Origin of the sequence: Nostoc sphaeroides (assembly GCF_003443655.1) — a bacterium.
GTDB classification, from domain to species: domain Bacteria; phylum Cyanobacteriota; class Cyanobacteriia; order Cyanobacteriales; family Nostocaceae; genus Nostoc; species Nostoc sphaeroides.
The window spans coordinates 3,284,471-3,308,035 of sequence record NZ_CP031941.1 but is presented as its reverse complement, the minus strand read 5'-3'; the positions used below and the strand labels follow the sequence as shown (position 1 = coordinate 3,308,035).

General features: G+C 41.5%; 18 protein-coding genes and 1 tRNA gene. 13 read left to right on the top strand and 6 right to left on the bottom strand.

Translation table 11 applies throughout. The features are described 5' to 3' along the window. Positions 1–38: 38 nt before the first annotated feature. Both D1367_RS14555 and D1367_RS14550 read right to left on the bottom strand, forming a co-directional pair. The gene (locus tag D1367_RS14555; RefSeq protein ID WP_118167082.1) at positions 39–692 is read right to left on the bottom strand and encodes a group I intron-associated PD-(D/E)XK endonuclease; all 654 of its coding nucleotides are present in this window, start codon (positions 690–692) and stop codon (positions 39–41) included. Positions 693–764: 72 nt separating this feature from the next. Continuing rightward, positions 765–837, bottom strand: a tRNA-Arg gene (locus tag D1367_RS14550). A 357-nt stretch (positions 838–1,194) separates the two neighbouring features. Between D1367_RS14550 and D1367_RS14545 the strand changes: the two genes are divergently transcribed. From D1367_RS14545 to D1367_RS30850, 3 genes are all read left to right on the top strand, one after another. Continuing rightward, positions 1,195–1,854 (top strand): Npun_F0813 family protein, encoded by a 660-nt coding sequence (locus tag D1367_RS14545; RefSeq protein WP_118167081.1) that lies wholly within the window; start codon positions 1,195–1,197, stop codon positions 1,852–1,854. A 125-nt stretch (positions 1,855–1,979) separates the two neighbouring features. Further along, positions 1,980–2,831 carry a hypothetical protein gene (locus D1367_RS14540; protein ID WP_118167080.1) on the top strand — a complete coding sequence of 284 codons (852 nt, stop codon included), beginning with the start codon at positions 1,980–1,982 and terminating at the stop codon, positions 2,829–2,831. A gap of 21 nt (positions 2,832–2,852) precedes the next feature. Beyond that, a complete protein-coding gene (locus D1367_RS30850; RefSeq protein ID WP_181984839.1) occupies positions 2,853–3,854 on the top strand; it encodes a helix-turn-helix domain-containing protein in 1,002 nt (333 codons plus the stop codon). A gap of 69 nt (positions 3,855–3,923) precedes the next feature. On the opposite strand, the gene D1367_RS14525 is transcribed toward D1367_RS30850, so the two are convergent. Next, positions 3,924–4,865, bottom strand: a complete 942-nt coding sequence (locus D1367_RS14525) for an ADP-ribosylglycohydrolase family protein (RefSeq protein WP_118167077.1) — start codon at positions 4,863–4,865, stop codon at positions 3,924–3,926. 393 nt (positions 4,866–5,258) lie between these two features. Between D1367_RS14525 and D1367_RS14520 the strand changes: the two genes are divergently transcribed. From D1367_RS14520 to D1367_RS14500, 5 genes are all read left to right on the top strand, one after another. Next, positions 5,259–5,798 (top strand): outer membrane beta-barrel protein, encoded by a 540-nt coding sequence (locus D1367_RS14520; RefSeq protein WP_118167076.1) that lies wholly within the window; start codon positions 5,259–5,261, stop codon positions 5,796–5,798. A gap of 239 nt (positions 5,799–6,037) precedes the next feature. Beyond that, complete coding sequence (sir, locus tag D1367_RS14515; RefSeq protein WP_118167075.1) at positions 6,038–7,954, top strand: sulfite reductase, ferredoxin dependent; 1,917 nt, start codon at positions 6,038–6,040, stop codon at positions 7,952–7,954. A 466-nt stretch (positions 7,955–8,420) separates the two neighbouring features. Then, the gene (locus D1367_RS14510; protein ID WP_118167074.1) at positions 8,421–9,065 is read left to right on the top strand and encodes a Uma2 family endonuclease; all 645 of its coding nucleotides are present in this window, start codon (positions 8,421–8,423) and stop codon (positions 9,063–9,065) included. A 13-nt stretch (positions 9,066–9,078) separates the two neighbouring features. Next, on the top strand, positions 9,079–9,828 hold the full coding sequence (locus D1367_RS14505) for a 16S rRNA (uracil(1498)-N(3))-methyltransferase (RefSeq protein ID WP_118167073.1): 750 nt from the start codon (positions 9,079–9,081) through the stop codon (positions 9,826–9,828). A gap of 60 nt (positions 9,829–9,888) precedes the next feature. Further along, complete coding sequence (locus D1367_RS14500; RefSeq protein ID WP_118167072.1) at positions 9,889–10,953, top strand: tetratricopeptide repeat protein; 1,065 nt, start codon at positions 9,889–9,891, stop codon at positions 10,951–10,953. A 323-nt stretch (positions 10,954–11,276) separates the two neighbouring features. Here D1367_RS14500 and D1367_RS14495 read toward each other — a convergent pair whose 3' ends face one another. Continuing rightward, the gene (locus D1367_RS14495; protein WP_118167071.1) at positions 11,277–11,810 is read right to left on the bottom strand and encodes a hypothetical protein; all 534 of its coding nucleotides are present in this window, start codon (positions 11,808–11,810) and stop codon (positions 11,277–11,279) included. 496 nt (positions 11,811–12,306) lie between these two features. On the opposite strand from D1367_RS14495, the gene D1367_RS14490 reads away from it, so the two are divergent. Continuing rightward, positions 12,307–12,942 carry an esterase/lipase family protein gene (locus tag D1367_RS14490; RefSeq protein WP_118167070.1) on the top strand — a complete coding sequence of 212 codons (636 nt, stop codon included), beginning with the start codon at positions 12,307–12,309 and terminating at the stop codon, positions 12,940–12,942. A gap of 167 nt (positions 12,943–13,109) precedes the next feature. Here the strand turns inward: D1367_RS14490 and D1367_RS14485 are convergent, their stop codons facing one another. Beyond that, positions 13,110–13,541 (bottom strand): VOC family protein, encoded by a 432-nt coding sequence (locus D1367_RS14485; protein WP_118167069.1) that lies wholly within the window; start codon positions 13,539–13,541, stop codon positions 13,110–13,112. Positions 13,542–14,091: 550 nt separating this feature from the next. On the opposite strand from D1367_RS14485, the gene D1367_RS14480 reads away from it, so the two are divergent. From D1367_RS14480 to D1367_RS14465, 4 genes are all read left to right on the top strand, one after another. Beyond that, positions 14,092–14,889, top strand: coding sequence for a TIGR00297 family protein (locus tag D1367_RS14480; RefSeq protein WP_118167068.1), 798 nt, complete (start codon positions 14,092–14,094; stop codon positions 14,887–14,889). Between the two features lie 669 nt (positions 14,890–15,558). Beyond that, complete coding sequence (locus D1367_RS14475; RefSeq protein WP_118167067.1) at positions 15,559–16,341, top strand: peptidylprolyl isomerase; 783 nt, start codon at positions 15,559–15,561, stop codon at positions 16,339–16,341. Continuing rightward, positions 16,290–18,992: a type I secretion system permease/ATPase gene (locus D1367_RS14470; RefSeq protein ID WP_118167066.1), complete on the top strand. Its 2,703-nt coding sequence runs from the start codon at positions 16,290–16,292 to the stop codon at positions 18,990–18,992. Before D1367_RS14475 ends, D1367_RS14470 begins: the two co-directional genes overlap by 52 nt. A gap of 608 nt (positions 18,993–19,600) precedes the next feature. Further along, positions 19,601–21,430: a S8 family peptidase gene (locus D1367_RS14465; RefSeq protein WP_118167065.1), complete on the top strand. Its 1,830-nt coding sequence runs from the start codon at positions 19,601–19,603 to the stop codon at positions 21,428–21,430. Between the two features lie 398 nt (positions 21,431–21,828). Here D1367_RS14465 and lysS read toward each other — a convergent pair whose 3' ends face one another. Beyond that, complete coding sequence (lysS, locus tag D1367_RS14460; RefSeq protein ID WP_118167064.1) at positions 21,829–23,514, bottom strand: lysine--tRNA ligase; 1,686 nt, start codon at positions 23,512–23,514, stop codon at positions 21,829–21,831. Positions 23,515–23,565 lie beyond the last annotated feature (51 nt).

Genomic DNA, 23,565 nt, shown 5'->3' with positions numbered 1-23,565 from the left:
TGAGACTTCTGTACTCTATTTGGGATTTGGGTTTCTTTTCAAGACTCCACTTTTCCATAAACCTTTTTCACCCAATACCCTCTAGGTGGCTTTTCTATCCCATAGACTTTACACCACTTTTCTACAGCCTTGTCAGACACGCCAAAATCTCTCCCAATTTGCGCTGTTGGCTTTTCCCAAACTAGTTTTTCTAGTTCTTCTTTTGATGGTCTTTCTACTTTTCTAGTATGAATTCTAGAATCTGGGTTAACCTTTCTAGTTGTTAAGTCAACCCCAAACTCCTTGTAGGTTCGCTTAAGTGCTACTTCAGTTAAATCTGTAAAATCTTCCCACCAATAAAAAGGATTGGGTGATTTAGGTGGCGTTGTCCTAATACCGCAACCGCCAAACGTGATTGATGGATATACTACTTTGTTTATATCTGGCAAATAAAGACCATAGAAATCAAAGTCATCAGATTTATATTTTTTTTCATGACAACCATTCTTGTCTGCCCAATTGCTTTTATTTTTCAGTGTGCCATCACAACTGTATTTAGCTTGAATTCTATAACATTTGCCATTTTTGTAGGCAATCAAATCAAAGGGTGCATGTTCAGTTACTACTGGTACAAAAACCGAATATTCTTTCTCGACTAAATCTGCTATCACTTTAGCAGCTGCTAGATCACCCTTATCTTTTGTGTGGTGCATTTATATGAACTCTCAAGCCTATTTGGTAAATTACCATGAAAAGGCTTCTTTAAGGTTCGTATTAAGTTAAAACGAGCGCGGCAGGGTTCGAACCTGCGACCAACGGATTAGAAATCCGTGGCTCTATCCACTGAGCTACGCGCCCAACATAAATTAATGGCTCCTTATGGAGTCACCTACACTATTATATCGTCTTTTCTTACCAAGAAGCAATCAAAAATTGCAGATTTACCACTAGCAAGGCTAAGATGCTAGTCGCTAGCTAGTCAATTTACACTAAAAACGAAACAGATGGAGTATTGGTTTAGATATATTGAGTTGTCAAGGGGTTATTTGCCTGTTAACGCCAACGCCCTCTGGGTGGCTACCTTCGGGAAGAATCTGGCGATCGCTAGGCTCATTTCCACAGTATGCTAGGTAATTTCAGCCTTGGCGATGCTGCCAAATGCCATTATATATTCCATATTAAGAGTGCCCCTGTGAGGAGTTATTTGCTAGTGCCATGTTTATTCTCAAACGGCAGGATGTTGAAATATCAAGCATTCAGCACCCAAAAAAGGATCAGCAGGTGCCGATTCTCAGTTATCAAGGGCAGACTTTTCGCTTGATTAGCGTATTTAAAGCTAGTCAAGAAGAAGAAGCTAGAGCCTTATGGAGAGAATTAACGGATAACCGAGGTAAAGCCTGTGTTTTACTCGAAGAACCCGAACGTTTTAGTGTTTGGGGTAAAATCCGTTTAGAGCAACTGGATAATGATACAGGTGGTCATGGCAAAACGGCGATTTTAATCCAAGCCAGTATTTTGCTGTTGCAGGGTGTTTCTATCGACATTGAAGAGTTTTTAGGTGCTAAACAAGCTGCATTATTTGAAAAAGATATTGCCGAAGTATTACAGCAGAAGCAATTTCCCCAAGCATCAACCCTTGAAGCAGTTAAATATTTGGTATCTACTAATCCGTTACCGACAGCCAAAATACCTGATTGGCAAGAAAATCATGTAGTTATCCTGTTACAAGAACTGCATCGATTAGGAAAGGGCTATTTTGGCAATGCTAATTTTACCAAACAAGTGATTTATAAGCTAGAAGATATGCCAGAAGCCGAGCGATCGCTGTTTATCACTTGGCTAAATCAATCGCCACTGGGTAAACTATGGCAGTAACAAAATTATTACCAATGGCACTTGCTTTTGGTGTACGATTGTGCATCACTTAGCAGACACACTGCTAGATATACAGTCCTTTAACTCAAAATACTGCCAGAGAGCATCTACATAAGTCTTGTTTTATGAATAACTCTTACGAAAATTCGTTCCTTTCTAAATCAATTTTCACCACTCAGAACATTGTCTTAGCTAATATTGGCTGGGCCGTACTAGCACTGCTATACTTTTTGTTATTTAGTGCCAAAGTTCCCGGAGCAGATGGCATAGAAAGCCGCGCCGAGTGGTATGTGATTGGCACAAATATTTTTGAAGCTTTCGCTTATTTGGCTGCCGGTATCTTATGCTTGAGGAACTGGCTGAGTCCGCAAATCGTCAGTGGTCGAAATGTTTGGCTCTTGATTGGCTTAGGTATGCTTTCCTATTTCGTCGGGGGGATAATTTTCGGCTATACGGAAATAGTTTTAAAAGATGAACCGGATGTGTCTGTAGGCGATATATTTTTTGTACTGACTTATCTATTACTTGGCGCAGGCATGATTTTAGCTGTGGCTTCCAGGCGAATCAATCTGGAAAAATGGCAGTGGCTAATTGTGTTAGCAATTGCAGTTTTCGGTAGTTTGTTAGCATGGTGGATTTCTATGCAGCAGGGAACACCCTCAGAACTGCTAGTCGCTATTTTGAATTGGTTTTACGTAGTTAGCGATGTGGTTTTGTTAATTATTGCTACCACTCTGCTACTAGCCTTTTGGGGGGGAAGAGTTTCCCAGTCTTGGCGAATGATTGCAGCCGCGGCCTTTTCGCTTTACATTGCAGATATGTGGTTTAAATATGCCCAAGGCCCCAATTATCAAAGTGGAGAGATATTAGAAGTGTTTTGGGTGTTTAGTGGAGTGTTATTTGGTTTGGGCGCTGTCTTAGAATATGACGCATCACTAAGACGAACGCGCCGTACCAGTGGACGAAAACGAGCTTAGTAAAGATTTTTGGTATCTACCGTGAGAAAATTAACAGACTCTGACAAGCAAGAAATTCTGAAGTTATATCGAGAGACTGCCGAAACAACCTCAACTTTGGCAGACCGCTATGGTGTGAGTAACTCGACAATTAGTCGTCTGCTCAAAAGCACTTTGCCAGAAGATGAGTATGAATACTTAGTCTCCTTAAAGCGGGCTGCGAGAACTCCTGAGGGTAGGGCGCAGGTAAGCTACGAGCAGTTACCTCTGCTGACTCAACCAGAGCCGGAGATAGAAGTTCCACCCATCATTGAGAGCCACCCTGTGGAAGTGCCAAAGGTTGAGCCACTACCACGTCGGGTAATTCATGTAGAGCAGGAACTTTACTCAGAGGAAACGGCGGAGTCACTCGCTGCTAGTAGACGGGTGCGGCGACGCCCCTCGGCGACGGAAAAACCAAAGCTGCGAGTTACAGAGAAATTAGAAACTCCAGAGCCAAAGCTGCCAGAAATAGTCAGCATCCCCATCCCACCGCTAAAGGATAAACATCCAGGAGCAGCAGTCATCGCGCAGATGCTGGGTGAAGATTTACTAGACGAATCGGAGGATTTGGACGATTTAGAAGATGATGATTTAGAAGATGATGACTTTGAGGAAGAAGATTTTGATGATGATGACTTGGATGAGGAAAGACCTTTAGTCACAAAACGAAGACCAGGTGAAGCATCAGTTCAAGTTTTACCTCTGTCGATAGCCAATTTGCCAAAAACTTGCTATTTGGTGATTGACCGTTCCTCGGAATTAATTACCCGTCCTCTCAAGGACTTTGGTGATTTGGGGCAAATTCCCAGCCTGGAAACCCAGCAAAGAACTCTACCAGTGTTTGATAACCATCGTGTAGCCAAGCGCTTTTCTACCAAGCGCGATCGCGTGATTAAAGTTCCTGATAGTAAAATGCTCCATAAGGCTCGGACTCATTTGCAAGCTAAGGGCATTACACGACTGCTAATTGATGGTCAGGTCTATTCCTTGTCTACGGTTTAAGAGTTAGGAGTTAGGAGTTAGGAGTTAGGAGTTTCATAATTCTTAACTCTTAACTTATAACTCCTAACTCTAACTGTAGACAGCCCTTGCAAAACGCTCTGCCAAGTAGATAATGTCCTGTCTACGAGCAATTTGATTTATCCATTGTTTGGGAATATTTTCCACGCCGTAATAAATTCCCGCTAACCCACCGGTGACAGCAGCAGTAGTATCAGTATCTCCACCTAAGTTAACAGCTTTCAACACCGCTTCAGAATAAGACGAGCTATTTAATAAACACCACAGGGATGATTCTAAGGTATCAATCACATAGCCACCAGAATTAATCTCTTCTACTGGTACCTTGGCAATCTCACCACTCAAAATTCTGCCAAAATGCGGCTTCTCTAATAAAAATTCCCGCACAGAATAAATTGGTTGGATATCTTGCAACCCTTGTAAATAAGCTGTTTGGGGGTCAGCCCCTTCCAAGAGCGCCACTGCAATACTAATATAAATGCCACAGGCCATCTGCGATCGCGCATGAGCATGAGTAATCGCCGAAACATCATGTACCCGTGCCAACAATTCGCCTAAAGTTAAGTTTCTGTGACAATAAGCCATCGGCAAGATTCTCATCAAGGAACCATTGCCATTACTATTTTCAACCTTACCACCCGCCTGATGGGGAACAACTCCCTGTTTCAGGCGCATAATTGCTGTGTGGGTAGTTTGACCAATATCAAAGACATCGCCACGGGGAGTCCAGTAAGCCTCCTTGTACCAACGCCAGAAGGAATTGGCTATAGCATCCAACGAATACCCCCTGCAAAGGCATTCTGCCAAGCAAAAGCTTAAGGAACTATCATCCGACCAAGTTCCTGGTGGTTGATTCCATGTGCCATAACCCTGCATCGTTGTCACTGGAGATTTTACTCGTTCAGCGCGGCTAGTAAACTCCACCGGCACACCCAACGCATCACCGACACATAAACCCATCAAACCAGACAACGTTTTTGTAGCGGTTAGCATTATTCATTCTCCACAAGAATTGCTCAAAATTAACTTTATAGATTCCCTCTATAGCTTGTTGCAACAGATGCTACAGCCTACTTTTCATCATCTATGAAAAGCTCGGCAAAAAATTGTTAATCGGGTATTTTATTTACCATTTCCCGACTTAGTTTTAGTTCCAAATATTGTGCCAGTTTTAAAAGCGTCTATTTTTGGAACAAATAACCCAGATGAGAAGACATTGAATGTAATTATAACAGCTTATTTATGATTTTTAGGGATAGTTAACCTGTAAGGGTTATGCATCAATAGCAACATTCATTTAATAAAATTTAGGAAACATTTGGAACATTCTCATACAACTTTCGACTTGGAATATACAAGGAAAAAATACAAAATTTGGTAAAAATTATGAACCGCTTACTCAAGTCTTTCATGACAATTTCTGCATTGTCTTCTTTACTAATTGCTCCTCTTGTTCTCTCAGCTAGTCAAGCTTCTGCTGAAACCAAAAAAGGTACTGATGCTAGCTATGTTGGTGCTGGTGTTGCAGCTGGTGTTACCAGTGGCGGACAAGGTATCAATGATGATGCCACATTTGGTGGTAATGTCACAGGTCGCGTGAAATTAGGAACTACGCCATTTTCTGCACGCGGTAATGTCCTCTGGAGTGATAAGACAAGTGCTATTATCCCAGAACTTTCTGTGGATGTGCCTATCGCTAATAGAACTAATGCCTATTTAACTGGTGGTTATTCTTTTGTAGAAAAAGATGGCTCGCCAACTCCCATAGGTAACAAAGATTCAGTAGTGGTAGGTGCTGGTGTTGAATCGGAAGTTGCTAACAATTTCCTCGTCTACACTAACGCCAAAGTCGGACTTCGTGCTTACCAAAATAGCGATACTCCTGCTGTTAGCATCAATGGCGGTTTTGGCTATCGCTTCAAATAAATGATTATTGAGTCCTCAGTCAGTTTATAATTTACTTAAGTACTCAGGACTCAGCACTTAAAACTCACTACTTCAAAAAGCTGGTTTTGTTAAGTGTGACATCACTGACAAAGCCTGCTTTTGTCGTGGTAAAATTAAACTATTCCTCATTATTCCGGCCGGATTACCGGGGATAAAATAGCCGAAGGGTGCTGATTCGGCGTCTACTAATGCTTTATTGAGAATACTATACAAGTCTAATGGTTAAATCTGCTCCTTCCCCGATCGCAACCCGTAAGCCTTCCAAAGTCGAAGGAATCAAGGAAAATAGTAATTTTTTGCGTGAACCTGTAGCTACTGAGATCCTTCAAGACACTACTCATTTTACCGAAAATGCGGTGCAGCTTTTGAAGTATCACGGTTCTTACCAGCAGGATAACCGCGATAACCGCACCAAGGGACAGGAAAAAGATTACCAGTTTATGCTGCGGACAAAAAATCCGGGTGGTTTAGTACCGCCGGAGCTATATCTGGCTTTAGATAAAATAGCTGATGAGTATGGCAACCACACCTTACGAGCGACTACCCGTCAAGGTTTCCAACTGCACGGAATTTTAAAGAAGAATCTTAAATCAGCGATCGCCACAATTGTCAAGAACCTGGGTTCGACTTTGGGAGCTTGCGGCGACATTAATCGCAATGTGATGGCACCACCAGCCCCCTTTAAGAATCGCCCAGAGTACCAGTATGCTTGGGAGTATGCCCAAAATATTGCTGACTTGCTGACAGCGCAAACAGGCGCTTATTACGAAATTTGGTTAGATGGGGAAAAAGCAATTAGTGCTGAAGAAGCCCCAGAGGTTAAGGCGGCGCGACAACGCAATGGAAATGGCACAATTATCCATGACAACGAAGAACCGATTTATGGCACTTACTATATGCCCCGCAAGTTTAAAATTTGCGTGACGGTGCCAGGGGATAATTCGATTGATTTATATTCCCAAGACCTGACGTTGGTAGTGATTACCAATAAGAAGAAGCAATTAGAAGGATTTAATATTTTTGCTGGTGGTGGTTTAGGTAGAACCCACGGTAAAGAAGAAACTTTTGCTAGGTTAGCAGACCCCATCGGTTATGTGGCGAAAGATGACGTTTACGACATAGTGAAAGCGATTGTTGCTACCCAAAGAGATTATGGCGATCGCACTGATCGTCGTCATGCCAGATTAAAATATTTAATCAACGATTGGGGTGTAGATAAATTCCGCACCCAAGTTGAAGAATATTTCGGTAAACCAGTGGAAGCCTTCAAACCACTGCCAGAGTTCAAATATTACGACTTCCTTGGCTGGAATGAACAAGGTGATGGCAAGCTATTCTTAGGTATTTCCATTGACAATGGTCGAATCAAAGATGAAGGTTCGTTTCAACTGAAAACCGCTTTGCGGGAAATTGTCGAGCAGTTCAACTTGTCCATCCGTCTAACAGCGAACCACAACCTGATTTTTTACGATATCGAACCAGATAGCAAGGAAGCGATTCAAGACATTCTCAGCCGTCACGGTATCGTAGACGACCCTAGTAAAATCGAACCGTTAGTGCGGTATGCAATGGCTTGTCCGGCTTTGCCCACTTGCGGCTTGGCAATCACGGAATCAGAACGAGCAATACCAGGTATTTTGGAAAGAGTTCGCGCCCTTTTAGATAAAGTTGGTTTACAAAATGAGCATTTTGTGGTAAGGATGACAGGATGCCCCAACGGTTGCGCTCGTCCCTACTTAGCAGAATTGGGCTTTGTCGGTAGCGCTCCAGAATCTTACCAATTATGGTTAGGGGGTTCGCCAAATCAGACTCGATTGGCACAACCTTACACAGAGAAGCTGCACCATAATGATTTAGACACCTTCCTAGAGCCGATTTTTGTTTACTTTAAAAAATCTCGGAAATCGAAGGAAAAATTCGGTGATTTTTGCGATCGCGTTGGTTTTGATGCCATCCGCGAATTTGCTGCTAGCTACGATCCTAATACCGCTAATGGTGCAAACAAATCGCGCCATCGGGTGAATTTGAAAGAAGAGGTTTATGGCAAGTTGAAGGAAGTAGCAGAAAGTCAAGGTAAGCCGATGACTCAGTTGGTGACTGAAGCGCTAGAGGCTTATTTCCAGAATCTTTCGTAAGCCGAAAAATTGAAGATAATGAAATCAAAGAGAGACACAGATAAATCCATCTGTGTCTTTCTCGCGTAAATCCTAATACAGTTATATTAATAGGACTTACGCATTGACAGAAAAGCCAAAATAGCAGGTATAATTTTCAAGGCTTATAGCTAGATTTTTCAATGATATTTTGGCGATCGCGCCCAATCAAGGGTGATAGACAAAAGCCTGAAACAACGTATTTACGTTGGTACACAAGATAGTTATTTTGTACAGTGCGTAAGTCCTGATTAATTCTGTATGAAGATGCGCTAAACCATATTTAACTACAAAGAAGAAGAACGAACCGCAAAGGACGCAAAGGACACAAAGAAAGAAAGAAAGAAAGAAAGAAAGAAAGAAAGAAAGAAAGAAAGAAGTTAAAAGGGTTTGGCGCAGCCTCACAAAGAAATGGTATTAGGTAACACATCCACAGGAAAACTCAACTATGGTAACGACAGCAAAATTCGCAGAAACTAGGGATGTGCTGCAAAACATCAGCTGGCAGACATTCAAAGCTATGCTGGCAGATATGGGATGTGAGCGAAATAAAAGGCTAGCTTATGACAACGGAATAGTAGAAATTATGACTCCGCTAATGCCGCACGAGAATTCAAACCGTCTCATTGAAGGTTTTGTTCTTGTGCTGTGTGAAGAATTTGGTTTAGAAGTTAAAAGCGCTGGTTCGTTGACTATGACGCGGGATGATTTGGAACGAGGAGCCGAGCCGGACAGTAGCTACTATATCCAAAATGAATTCTTAGTCCGCAACAAAGAAAATATTGACCTGAATACAGACCCGCCACCAGACTTAGTATTGGAAGTAGAATATTCCAGATCCAAGATAGACAAGTTAGCTCTTTATGCTTCAATGGGAGTCCCAGAATTCTGGCGTTATAACGGAAATGTTTTGAGAATCTACGCCCTTAATAATGGACAATACTCGCAAAGCGATCGCAGTCCAACTTTTGCGCCTTTGCTGGTGACGGAGATTCCCCGATTTATCCAAGAAAGCAAGAAAGTTGGACAAATAGCAGTAACTCGTGCTTTTCGTACTTGGGTTAGACAGCAGATATCTACAGCAGGGCAATAATTTATTAAGAAAAATGTCTCAACTGCAACGAATAGCGATCGCACCCTCCCAATTCCAACAAGGGCAAATTTTGCTCACCAAAGAACAGCAACATTATTTGGGGCGCGTGTTGCGCTTGCGTGAAGGCGATCGCTTTATTGCAATGGATGGTAAAGGAAAATGGTGGTTGGCGCAGCTAGTAGGGGAACAAGCACAGGTTTTAGAAGCGCTTTTGGTAGAAACAGAATTACCTGTATCAATTACGCTGATGGTGGCGTTGCCCAAAGGCAATGGATTTGATGAAGTAGTGCGGTGTTGTACGGAGTTGGGAGTAACTTGTATTGCACCAGTATTGAGCGATCGCACTTTGCTTCATCCTAGTCCTCAAAAGCTCGAACGCTGGCGGCGCATCGCTGCGGAAGCCGCCGAGCAATCAGAGCGCTCTTTTGTACCAACAATTTTAGAGCCTGTTACTTTTAATACTGGTTTGTCATTGGTCATTAGTCATCTGTCATTTGCAAACAGCCAGCAATATATCTGTGTGGCGCGTGGTCAATTTCCCCATTTAAAAGATTGCTTACAGCCCAAAGGACAAATGACAAATGACATAGGACAAGAAACAATTGTTATTGCTACCGGGCCAGAGGGAGGATGGACAACACAAGAAGTAGAGAATGCGATCGCATTTGGATTTGAGCCTGTTTCCCTTGGTCGTCGCATCCTGAGAGCAGTTACAGCCCCAGTAGTAGCATTATCCTTAATTACCGCAGCTTGTGAAGTATAAATGATTTATAGCTCACGCAAAAGTGATTTTGCGCGAGACATTGATCCAGTGGGTTGAAACATGATTGAGCAAGTTGCGATCGCCTTTGAGCGTAAAGATTATCAAACAGCTGCTAAATTACTGAAACAGTTGCTAGTAGAATCGCCAGAACATCCTTGGGTACAATTTTATCTCGGTCGTCTACATGAAGTATCTGGAAAGCTCCAGGATGCGGAAAAAGTTTATCGGCAACTGTTGCGAGATACGAGGAATAGTAGAGTAGTGACCCTCGCACGTCAAGGTTTGGGACGGCTACAAGAAATCGAACTAGAAGAAAGACAAAGAGCCATTTCTCAAGCAACAGCCGAAGGGAATAACAGCGAACTGGGCGTACTAGTTTTAGAGCCACTCAGTAACGAACTCAAAACAAAAGCGTCTCGCAAATTTGCCCAGATTATGCAGCTAGACCCCTATACTGCAAGGCTGCTACTACCAAGCCGTGGCTGGAGGTTGTACCGCATTGGCCCAGTGGGAGAACTAAAATTTTACGGGAAACAGTTACAGCAGGCTGGTATTCCTTGCTTTTGGGCAACAATAGCTCAAATTCAACAAATTCAAGTTTATCAAGTCAAATATTTCCAAGAATCTACCCCACAAGCTACAGTTGTTTGCCGTAATGAGACAAATCAACTCGGTTCTCTTACCTTTGACTGGTCAGAAGTTACAGCAAGAGTAGTGGGACTGTTACCTATTTTTGAACAAGTTGTAGATGTTAATGCCCGCCGTAAACTGGAATGGAAAACTCAAACACAAGACTATGCTCAGTTTTGTGATTTACACATACCTGGTAGACGTTGCATTCTCCGACTTTATGATAACGGCTATGAATTTCAGCAAAATTTAGAAATTATTCCCCAGGCTAGCCAAAATACAATCAGAATTAATTGGAATAGTTTATCAAGTTGGATTGACCAGCAACTACCTAAAGTCAAAATTTGGTCAGATTTCACATCTTTTGCAGATACAACATTAGATCAAACAGAAATGCTGGGTCATATTAAGTCTCACATTCATTTGTTGCGTAGGGAACATACTAATTGGGACTCAGCTTTTCATTTATATAGTGGACTGGTATTTGTTAAATAATTCATAATTCGTAATTAATTTACTTATTAAGTAAGCAAGTATAATTAAACATAAAATAAAATCCTAGTTCGTAGTGAGCGATTCATCGCTCAAAACAAGCATTATCAGGACTAAAGTCCTTACTACAAACTTTTATTTATGCCGAGCTACTTACCTAGTTTAAGAAAAACCCAAAAAGATTGCAGTTGTAGTGGAGAAAATTAAGCGATCGCTCCTACTTTGGAGAGTTCTTCCATCTACAACTGGTAAACTTGTCTTAATATTGCGTATTCACAATTAACTCATCGGTAGTATAGAGACGCGAAATTTCGCGTCTCTATGATTTAACCAGGGGTTTTAACCTGACGTGCCATGTCTAAGAAAGCGCTCATATTTGCCCCTGGACGCCGACGGCCATTAGAGCTAGTAGCCGAAGGAGCGAGATATTTAGGCGCAAAGGTAGTTTCTTTTGGCTCCTCTTTGAGGACTTTGGCTGCTGCTGCTTTTGCATTTTTGCCAGGTTCAATTTTAAGACCCTCAGCAGTCTGCACTAGCGTAACATCGGCTGGTTTAGGATTTTTCGCTGATTTTTCCTTAGTTTTAGCTGCGGCGGTTTTTGTTCCGTTCAAAGAAGCTGGCTTGGATGCTTCTGGTGCTTCTGGTGCTTCTGGTGCTTCTGTTGCCGTTACTTTCTTAACATTTGATGCAACTGTCTCTGCTACTTTCTTTACGTTTGATGCTACTTCTTGAGCAGCATCTTTAGCAGCATCTTTGGCTTCGTCCAATTCCAAAAAGTAGCCGTTGCTTTTCTTCTTGCCTGGTAACAGTCCGGTAATGAAACCCAGAATACCCGAAATTAACTTTTTGATAAAATCCATTACAATTACTCCTGCCTTTTACCTTTTATATTTGAAACTCGACCGTAATTGTTAAAAATTACGACAAAATGTTACATTTTCTACTTTGCGTCACCCCATTCTGGTGACAACCCTTATAGGTTTGTGCTTAATCAACATTGTAGTAAAACTATTGGGCAAATGTTCTTTTGCAAGCACTTGCGGCCTGTATACACCGAGAACTAATTATTAAATTTTACTGTAACTAAGAGCAAGATTCTGAAAGCAGGCTTTACAAAAATTAACATTTCTTTGTTTTAAAATTGCTGATTGAAGAAAACAACCAGAGGGGGGAGTGTCATAGTCTGTTGGCAAATAGCGCTGGCTATAAGTTAAATTTTATACGAACTATCTTTGGGAGCATTTCAGTTTTGCAAAAATGTCTTTTAAAGAATCCGAAAAGCAACAGCTTCAGTTTGTAGAGCAGTATGTACCTACAAAAGTGAAATACACCCTAAAATTGAGCCAGATTTTGTAAATGAACATTGAAAATCAACAACGCAATCCTGTTTTGTTAATACATGGAATTGACGACACAGAGGCAGTTTTTCATAAAATGGCGGGTCACTTAGGATTACAGGGTTGGTCTGTATATTCCCTCGATCTCGTACCTAATAATGGTGATGTGGGTCTTGATGAGTTGGCAAAGCAAGTAGCAGATTATGTTACAGCCACCTTTGCACCAGAACAATGCCTAGATTTAGTAGGCTTCAGCATGGGAGGAATTGTCAGCCGTTACTATGTCCAGCGATTGGGAGGAATTAACCGCGTTCAGAGATTTATCACAATATCTTCACCCCATCATGGAACTGTGGTTGCTTATGGTTCCTGGCGTCCTGGTTGCGTGCAAATGCGCCCGGACAGCGTTTTTCTCAAGGATTTAAATTCTGATGCTGTAATGTTGGGGCAGCTAGATTTTACGTCTATCTGGACACCTTATGATTTGATGATTGTCCCAGCCAATAGTTCACAAATGTCCGTAGGAAGCGAAGTCATAGTACCAGTTGCTCTACACCCTTGGATGCTGACAGACCCTAGAAGTCTAGCAGCAGTAAAAGCAGCTTTAACAGAACCGATTAAGTTACCCTTACTGAATAAAAAATCCAGTCAGTAGCTAGTACCGCAAGGCGAAAGTCACGCATTCACGCATAATAATATTTTGAGCTTCTTACGCGATTTGAAATGGTATATTTATTTCCGCGATCGCTCTACTAGAATGCTTGCCACACTGAATTTATTCCTCTTTAAATTACGAATTACGAATTACGAATTACGAATTACTTAACCCCTATCCCCAATTTGCGTATGTTCGTAACTCCCAAAAATCGCCTCTGGGTGACGATAATACTTGAACTCCATGAGGTTATAAAAAGGATCTTCTAAAAAGAAAGTGCGATGCTCAAGAGGAGAACCAACAAAGCGGTTTTTGGTTTCCTCACGAAAAGGTAGCTGTTGTTGTTGTGCCCTTTCTAGTAAGTCTTGCCAGTCACGTTCTTGGGTAAAAATTAGCCCAAAGTGTCTAGGATATATACTGTGTTGCGGTGTCAAGGGTTCTTTGGTAACGTGAGCTACTAATTGATGACCGTAGAGATTAAGAATCAGGGCGTGATGGTTTTCACGACCAGGAATGCAGCCCAAGCCATCCACGTAATATGCTTTTGTTTGGGCAATGTCAGTCACAGGGAAAGCAAGATGAAATAAAGTTTGGCTCATAGGTTGTGTGGAAAAGACTAGTACCGCAAGGCGGAAGTCACCCTTCGGCTGCGCTCAGGGTAAAAAAGTCAAAAGTCAAAAGTCAAAAGTTTTGTATATTAAGACATTTGCAAGTTTTAAAATTGTAGCTTTATTTACGCCGCGCTGTACTAGTAGTTGATGCTATCTACAATTTATGCTGTTAAATCTTAATTGTGGTCAACTTGAACACAATTTTAATTGACATTAACTTATATCCTTTATCCTTATAACTAAGATTGGAGATTGAGTACCACTTCATCTGCTGCACCCTAGAACTGTAGACTTCGCCCTGCATCTACATAATTTACACATAATTATTTAGTTAATAATACAAACATATTACTTTAGCTGCGGAGGTGTCATAAATTAAGTACTAGTACAGCACGACGTAAATAAAACACTCATTCCAAATCAACGAAACTCTTACGTTGTATAATTTTGATTTTTGACTTCCCCCTTACGCTACTAAGGGTAACAAATTAGTTATTCTGTTGATATTCAGACAAAATTACTCATTGATTAATTGCTGATGTCATCCTTAATTAATTCTGTTAATCCCTGGTTGGTGGCGGTAGTATTAAACACAATTCTATTGGGTTTAGCTTGGATTGCTCCGAAAAAGCTGCTTACCCCTGCTGGATTATTCCATGCTTGGTTTCTGGCCATCCTAATTTGGGTAACTTTAGGCTGGCAAGGATATGCAGTAGTAATGTTCTATTTTCTTGTTGGTTCTGGCGTTACCCGCATCGGAATGGCGCAGAAGGAGGCTGAAGGAATTGCCGAAAAGCGTTCTGGGGCAAGAGGCCCAGAAAATGTTTGGGGTTCGGCTTTGACTGGGGCGCTTTGTGCTTTGGGAGTAGGGATAATAAATTCGGGATTTATTGTACCTAGTTCCCAATCTCTAGTCCCCAATCCCCAGTCCCTATTATTGTTAGCCTATGTAGCGAGTTTCAGTACCAAGCTGGCTGATACCACTGCTAGTGAAGTTGGTAAGGCTTATGGTAAAAGCACCTTTCTAATTACCACACTCCAACCAGTGCCTCGCGGTACAGAAGGGGCGGTAAGTTTAGAGGGGACTTTAGCTGGGATTGTGGCTTCTGTAGCGATCGCATTTGTTGGTTGGGGAGTTGGTTTAATTGATCTATTAGGAGTAGCTTGGTGTGTACTGGCAGCATTTATTGCCACTAACTTAGAAAGTGTGATTGGGGCAACATTGCAATCTAAGTATACTTGGCTGACTAATGAGGTAGTAAACATTTTTAATACATTGATCGGTGCGATCGCGGCTGTGCTACTTGCCTGGACATGGATCAGTATAATTAAGTAGACAGATGAGAATAAAGGATTACTTATTAAGGTTACGCCTTCAGATGCTACAACTTTGGTTATATAAGCAACTGGCAAGAAACAATTCTTAATATGTTTTACTTTATTTTCGCCTATCTAACCTAGTCATCATTCATTTTTCCAGAATAATTAGCTTGAAGTAAGCGGCTCCAGTACTGCTTTTATACAACTAATACCAATTCTGTATGAAGATGCATAGAATATTAAACGAACCGCCCTTCGGGTTCAGCAGTTCCTCATGGGGGAAACCCCCAAGACCGGACTGCTTCACCAAGTACGCCAACGCGTAGCGTCTCGTTAGAGAAGAGCGCCAAGAATAGAGAGTTACTCATTTAGTGCAGCTTCACATTAAATTGGTATAAATGCTTATTAGCTGATCTACCTGATTATTTCTCTGAATTTATAAAGATTTGGTTACACGACTGGTTTTGGCTTATAACTGATATTTTAAATCCTGTTCTGTCCCCACTAGACCGTAAAAGTAATTATGGGAAATTATTTTATTTACTAGTTATATAATGTTTTGACCATTTAGATGTAATTAGTTCATAAAATCTTTATCATATTTAATCATCAATGACCAAATACTTTTTATATGATTTAATTTAAAAGTCTTATAAGTTCTTAATCATTTTCACATAGTTAGTTCATGGAATCTTCATCATTTTTGACAATCAATGACAAAATAATTTCTATTGAGTCAGCAGTAAAGTACCTGCAAGCCTCTGGAAAATTGGGACAGTTCATTGGGGATATTCTCCGCCAGTACGTAATTGAGGAAGAAATCCGAACACGAGACGATATTGAGATTGGTACAGCAATAACTGAACAGGCAATTATTGACTTTAGGCTGAAAAACCAACTGATTGACCCCCAAAGTTTTCAAGAATGGTTAAAAGCCAACAACACAGATTACGCTACCTTTCACACATCGGTGGCTTTTGGCTACAAGTTAGAAAAGCTAAAAACTGTAGTGACTCAAGCAAAAGTCCCAGAATATTTTATTGAACGCAAAATTTTTTTAGATCGGGTGGTACTTTCTCGGATCGTTGTTGATAATCGAGAATTAGCAGACGAACTACACACCCAAATTGAAGAAGGAGGTAGTTTTGAGCAACTAGCTAAAGAGTATTCCCTTTCAGATGACCGAATTGTGAACGGGATGATGGGAATAGTCAGCCGAGGAAGTATGCCGGATATATTACGGGCAGCTATTGATGTGGCCAGTCCTGGACAATTGATCGGGCCAATAGAAATCGTTGGCAAAGACTCTCCCCAAGGAGAAGTACCTTATGGTTTGTTTCGAGTAGAACAATTTCTGCCAGCGTCTTTAGAAGATACTCAACTAAATCTTGCACTACAAAATGAGTTGTTTGAGAAATGGCTAGCAGAGAAAATTCAAAAACTGACAGTCAAATTACAAGTGAGTTAAATATTCTGGATAATGAATCTTTACGATTAAAAGTGCTAGCTTCTTTGCCTTGGAATCAGCCACCGTTATGTTGGCTGACTCCCGAACAACAATCCCGATTGGAAAAGGAGTCTCAAACTCGTCAGTATCGTCTTGGAGAGAAAATCTGGTCAAACGATGTTGGCGGTTACCAATTCTTAATTGTAGCTGGGAAAGTTCGTTTACGAGAAGAAGGCGTTGGTAAACCAATAGCCGCCCTAGATGTGGGGGATTGGTTTGGTGACTTCCAAAAGCTATCTGCGGATTTTAAAGCTGTAGCTGCTAGTAAAGAAGTAGTAGTAGTATGTTGGCATACAGCGCTGTGGGCAGAATTTTCTAACCCACAAATTCAGGAATTCTGGCAAGTGTTACCAGTGGACATGGAGAGAGAGAAAGACACATTTTCCTTCTCTTCCACTCCTTCACTAGCGCCAGTCTCACAGGGAACTTCCAGCCCCCACAGCATCCAACCCCAAAGAGGACTTCCGCCTGCCAATCTGATCGTCTCAAATTATCCCTTTGTTGCTAGCTGGAACACTGCTGCTGCTTGTTTAACAATGGTGGCGCAACAGTTAGAAAATTCTGTGCAACTGGAATGGGTGCAGCGCCAACTCAGAGGACAACGCCCAAAACAGGTTGTGGAAGCAGGAGAAAAGTTAGGGTTAGTGTTGCGGCGCTTACAAGTAAGTTGGGGTGAGTTGCGACAATTGTCATTTCCAGCTTTACTGCTGTGGAATTCTGATTCACCCCAGAGTCCATCCTGGGTAGTGGCTTATGGAGTTAAAGGCGATCGCTTAATTATCGCTAACCCTCTAAATCCCGATCGCATTTGTGAAAGCTTACCGCAGTCGATAGTTGAAGCGTGTTGGGATGGGCGATTGTGGCAAGTAGAACTCATATCCCAGCAAGAAAAATTTAACCTCAGTTGGTTTACTCCAGCAGTTTGGAAATATAAGGGATTGCTCACAGAAGTATTGTTAGCATCTTTTACCTTGCAGCTTTTGGGGTTAACAACACCACTAATTACGCAAGTCGTCATTGATAAAGTGATGGTGCAGGAGAGTTTGCCAACTCTCGATGTCATGGCGATCGCACTTTTGTTCGTAGCCATATTTGAGTCCATACTTGGCATTCTGCGCCTATTCATCTTTACCCATACAGCTCGTCGTCTCGATTTGAGTTTATCTGCACAGCTATTTCGCCATCTGATGCGTCTGCCTTTGGCTTATTTTGAGTCGAGGCGCGTCGGAGACACAGTAGCACGAGTCCAGGAACTCGAACAAATCCGTCAGTTTCTCACAGGTACAGCATTAACTGTGATTCTGGATAGCATCTTTGCTGTGGTGTACCTAGCATTGATGTTTTACTATAATATCCCACTCACCTTTGTAGCCTTAGCAGTACTGCCACTGTTTGCCACATTGACGATAGTTGCAACACCAATTCTGCGTAACTGGCTCAACGAGACTTTTAACCGGAGTGCCGATAGTCAATCGTTTCTAGTAGAGACAATCACCGGAATTCACTCCGTTAAAGCCCATGCAGCCGAACCAGTAGCCCGCGATCGCTGGGAAGGCTTATTTGCTCGCTTCATTCGCACAGGTTTTAAAGCTTCTACTACCTCAAATATCAGCAGCAATATTGGTGACTTTCTTACCAATTTGTCTACCATACTGATTCTCTGGTTTGGCGCAAAATTAGTCATCGAACAAAAGCTTACAATCGGACAACTAGTTGCCTTTCAAATGCTCTCTGGTAGAGTCACAGGCCCGCTTTTGCGCTTAGTACAGTTGTGGCAAACCCTCCAACAAGTGCTACTTTCTGTAGATCGCATTGGTGATATTCTCAACGTCTCTCCAGAAGCTGAACTGGGAACTGGTCTAGTTTTACCACCCCTGAAAGGACAAATCACCTTCGAGCAAGTCTTTTTCCGTTATCGGCCGAACTTTGAAGCAATTCTGCGGGGAATATCTTTCAATGCCGAACCAGGGCAATTTGTTGGCATTGTCGGACGTAGCGGTTCTGGTAAAAGTACTCTGTCTAAGCTATTGCAACGCCTCTATCAAATTGAATCAGGACGCATCCTTATTGATGGTTTTGATATAAAAAGTGCCGATTTAGCCTCACTGCGGCAACAAGTTAGTGTAGTTCTCCAAGAAGACTTTTTATTCAACGGTACCATTTTGGAAAATATTACTCTCGGTAGTCCCGACATTACCGCAGAGCAAGTAGTAGAGGCGGCAAGACTAGCAGTAGCTCACGATTTCATCAGTCAATTACCCTACGGTTACGAAACCAATGTTGGTGAACGCGGTACAGCTTTATCTGGTGGACAGAGACAACGTATTGCTCTTGCAAGGTTATTTCTTTCTCAAGCGCCGATTTTAGTTTTAGATGAAGCTACCAGCGCTTTGGATAGTGAAACTGAACAACAAGTACTGCAAAACCTGCAAAAAATTTCTGCTAATCGTACCGTGTTTTTGATTGCTCACCGTTTTGCCCCTCTCAAACGTGCTGATTTGATTTTGGTATTGGAGCAAGGCGTGATTGCTGAACGTGGTACTCACTCAGAATTGTTGCAACAAAAGGGTTTGTATTGGTCATTATATCAACGGCAGCAAGCAAACATTTAGTTGATTTAACTAACTCAAAGTTTGTGGCTGCATAAAAGATAAACGTTTGGAAAGTGGCTTAAGGATAGCCTTTGGCGAATGGAGTTATGCTCCATTCGCCATTTTAATTTTGATGATTTGGTTAATTTCCTCTACTGGTCTGTCAAATTCATTTTGACGGTTAGGGAGACGCGATAAATCGCCGTCTCTACAAGGAATCTATCCGTCAATTATTTCTTAGCACTGACTATTACCCCCTTTTTAAGGGGGTAATAGTCAGGCGGGGGGATCTTCTTATCCAAACCGTATTCGCCTCGCTCCAGCCTGAGTGGTGTAAATACTTTTATAGCGATCGCAGTCGTTTTCAAATTAGTAGCAGTCATAACATTTTCTTATCATTGCGTTAGTCTCTATTAATACGCTTAAAAAATTTAATATTTGTTTGAGCAATTTGCTCTTAATAAAAACCACAGTTATCAGAATATTTTTGGTAATAAAATTAGCATTTTTTTCCGAAATTTCATAGTAATTATTGACAATGAGCTTATTCGCACATTGAAATCTTCTTATAAAGATTTTAAAGCTTTAAACTGTCAAAAACCGATTGCTATCTTTGAGAAAAAATACTTATGCTCATTGATGATGTTAATAACAATGTGTTGTCAACTCAACAGCTAAATATCACTTCAATCTCCTCATTAGATAGCTTTAATACGAAAGATGACTACAGCCTTAACTTCAGCAGACGTAGTAGCTACAACTCAGCCAATGCTGATGTGCAGTTGCTAAATAATGGTGACTCCGAAAATAGCAATAACGCTACTAATAATGGTTTTAGCGCTCAAAATTATAACTCCACTAATGGCTATGGCTTGATTAATGGAGCAGCAGCAGTGGCTAGAGCAATTGGTCAGAATGCCTTTGCTGATGTTCCTAACCTTGGTGGCAATAATTGGGGAGCAGACCTTGTGAAAGCACCTGAAGTCTGGGCACAGGGATACACAGGTAAAGGCGTTGTTGTTGCTGTTGTAGATACTGGGGTTGACTATAACCACGAGGATTTAAAAAATAATATCTGGACGAATACCAAGGAAATAGCAGGTAATGGTATTGATGATGATGGCAATGGCTATATTGATGATAATTACGGCTGGAACTTCTCTGATAAAAACAACAACACTTTAGATAACAACGGTCATGGCACTCATGTTTCCGGCACGATCGCAGGAGAAAATAATAACTACGGTGTCACTGGTATTGCATACAATGCCAAAATTATGCCCGTCAAAGTTTTAGATAGCTCTGGCGCTGGTTCCTATAGTTCCATATCTAAAGGTATTCGCTACGCTGTGGATAATGGAGCTAATGTGATTAACCTTAGTTTAGGAGGCACATCTTCCAATCGTACTTTAGAGTCAGCCATTAACTACGCCAGCAGCAAAGGAGTGATTGTCGTCATGGCAGCAGGTAATAATGGTGACTCATCACCAGCCTATCCCGCCCGCTATGCATCCAAGTCGGGAATTGCCGTTGGGGCTGTGGATAAGAATAATAATTTGGCCGACTTCTCTAACCGCTCTGGAACAAATGAAATTTCTTATGTCACAGCCCCAGGAGTCGAGGTGTACTCCTCAGTTCCGAATAATCAATATGCCACTTATAGCGGTACGTCTATGGCTGCTCCTCATGTTGCTGGTATAGTTGCCTTGATGCTTAGTGCTAACCCCAACTTGACTGATGCCCAAGTCCGTCAGATTGTCACAGAAACCGCAGAAAATAGTACACAAAGTACAAATTCTAACGTCAGTTCTGTGGCGAGTCAGGCGATGTCTACGACGGGCTACGCCAAAGTAGACACAGCAGAAAATAGTTCACAAGCTAGAATCTCTAGTTTCTCTAATTTTAATATTTCCAATGTTAGTTCTCTGGCAAGGCAGGTGATTTCTGGCAACAATTCACTAGCTATAAACACACAAATCGGAAGTTTTCTCACACCAGAGACTATTTCTAGTTTTAAAAGTTATGATGTCGGTTCTTTAATAGGTCAGGCGATTACAAAAACAGCAGAATATCTCACACCAGAGACTATTGCTAGTTTTAAGAGTTATGATGTCGGTTCTTTAATAGGTCAGGCGATTACAAAAACAGCAGAATATCTCACACCAGAGACTATTGCTAGTTTTAAGAGTTATGATGTCGGTTCTTTAATAGGTCAGGCGATTACAAAAACAGCAGAATATCTCACACCAGAGACTATTGCTAGTTTTAAGAGTTATGATGTCGCTTCTCTAATAGGTCAAGCTATGTCTACGACGGGCTACGTCTACACAGAAACGGCAAAATATCTGATACCAGCCGAAACTAATAACGGATTAGCCAATTCAGAATTATGGTTGCAATTCCAAAACTATGAGAATCTTCTGGGCATCATCAATGTAGATAGCAATAATGAAGATTAGAATAATCTTGATTTTGGGCCACTGCTAGAGGGAATCCAATAAAATTTACAAGCAATAGCACCCTTCATTTTCTAATCATTCTATTTCAATTAATGATTGCAACACATCCTTGGGTAAAGACGCGATGAATCGCGTCTCTACAAATGGTCTATTTGTCGCATTCTTTTTTCAAATTGGTATCATTCTGGATTCTGACTGCTGACTCCTGAATTCTTCCACTTTTACGTTTAGGTAAAAATTAGCGATCGCCTTTCTATTATAGGTAATCATAGAGAGCGATCGCTCGTCTATAGTTCTACTTTAAAGGAATATAATATAGAATAAGTGAGTGCAAATTAGGTAATAAAAATGGTGCGTTAGGCAAACCCATAACGCACCCGACTGTTGAATAGTACTTACTAGCTCAACTGTTCAAACTTAAATTTCCCTTTAATAAACTTGTTAAAGTGTTGACCTTTAGACGGTGCATTGTCTAAGTCATCCTTGATACTGGGAGGTACTTTGAAATACTCGTAAACACTTCCACTATCAAATTCAATAGTCAGTGTTTGAGTTTTTGGCTCATAGGTAAATTGCTTAATAACGCTGCCTTCAGGCTTGAGTAGCGGGAAGGCGATCGCATCCCGAATACTGGCACAATCAGTTAATAACATTACCAACCGATCAATCCCAATCCCTAAACCACCCGTAGGCGGCATACCGTATTCTAAAGCTGTCAAAAAGTCTTCATCAACACCTTGGGCTTCTAAGTCACCAGCAGCTTTTCTTTCAGCTTGGGCTTCTAAGCGTTCTCTTTGATCAATGGGATCTGTAAGTTCTGAGAAGCTGTTCCCAGTTTCTCGGCCTACGATAAATAACTCAAATCTTTCCACTAAACCAGGTTGATAACGGTGGGGTTTTGCTAAAGGCGAAATTTCTACTGGGTAATCAATTACAAAGGTAGGTTGAATTAAATTAGCTTCTACTTTCTCTTCAAAAGCTAAATTCAGTAACTTTCCAATTGATTTGGCTTCATCTACACCAGGAATACCAGCATTTTTACTTGCTGTTTTTGCTTCTTCCAATGTTTGGAAAGAATTGAAATCCAAGCCAGTAAATTCTTTAACTAAATCGTGCATTGTCACCCGCCGCCAAGGTGGTGTTAAATCTATAGGTTCCCCTTGGTAGGTGATTTGCAATGTGCCGAGTACGTCTTGGGCGACAGTGGTAATAATCCCCTCAGTCAGCGCCATCATATCGTTGTAATCGGCGTAGGCTTGGTAAATTTCAATTGTCGTAAATTCGGGATTGTGTCGAGTCGAAATTCCCTCATTACGGAAAATCCGTCCCAATTCAAACACCTTTTCAAAACCACCCACAATCAACCGCTTGAGATGGAGTTCTGTGGCAATTCGCAGATACAATTCCATTTCTAAAGTGTTGTGGTGAGTGATAAATGGACGCGCATCTGCACCTCCAGCTTCACTTTGCAAAACTGGCGTTTCAATTTCTAGAAAGTCTCGCTGTTCCAAATAACGGCGAATACCGGCAGTAATTTGGGCGCGACGGCGGAAAGTTTGCCGTACTTCCGGGTTAACAATCAAATCAACGTAGCGCTGACGGTAACGTTTGGCAACATCCGTTAATCCATGCCACTTGTCGGGTAGCGGCAACAGGGATTTAGTCAGGATAGTATATTGTTTAACGTAGACAGATAACTCGCCCTTTTCAGTCCGTTTAATAGTACCTTTAACTCCCAGAATATCGCCTGCATCTGTGAGTTGTTTTAAATGATTGAAAGCATCAGCATCAATATCTGCCATGCTTTCTTGGATGCGATTTTTATCCAAATAAAGCTGAATTGTGCCAGTTTCATCTTGCAAGGTGAAGAAAGCTAGTTTACCAAAAACGCGACGCGCCATAATGCGTCCAGCGATCGCAACTTCTAAATCAACTTCTTCACCACTGGCTAAATCGGCAAACTGTTCTTGCAACTGCGTTGCATGATGGGTAGATTCCCAACGATAGGCGTAGGGATTAGTCCCTAGCTGCTTGAGTTGTTCTACTTTCTCCAGCCTTGCGGCTCGGATATCTTCTTCCGACATGGTAACGAACTAAATAGGGCAAGATTAATTATAGATGCTGCAAAAGTTGAG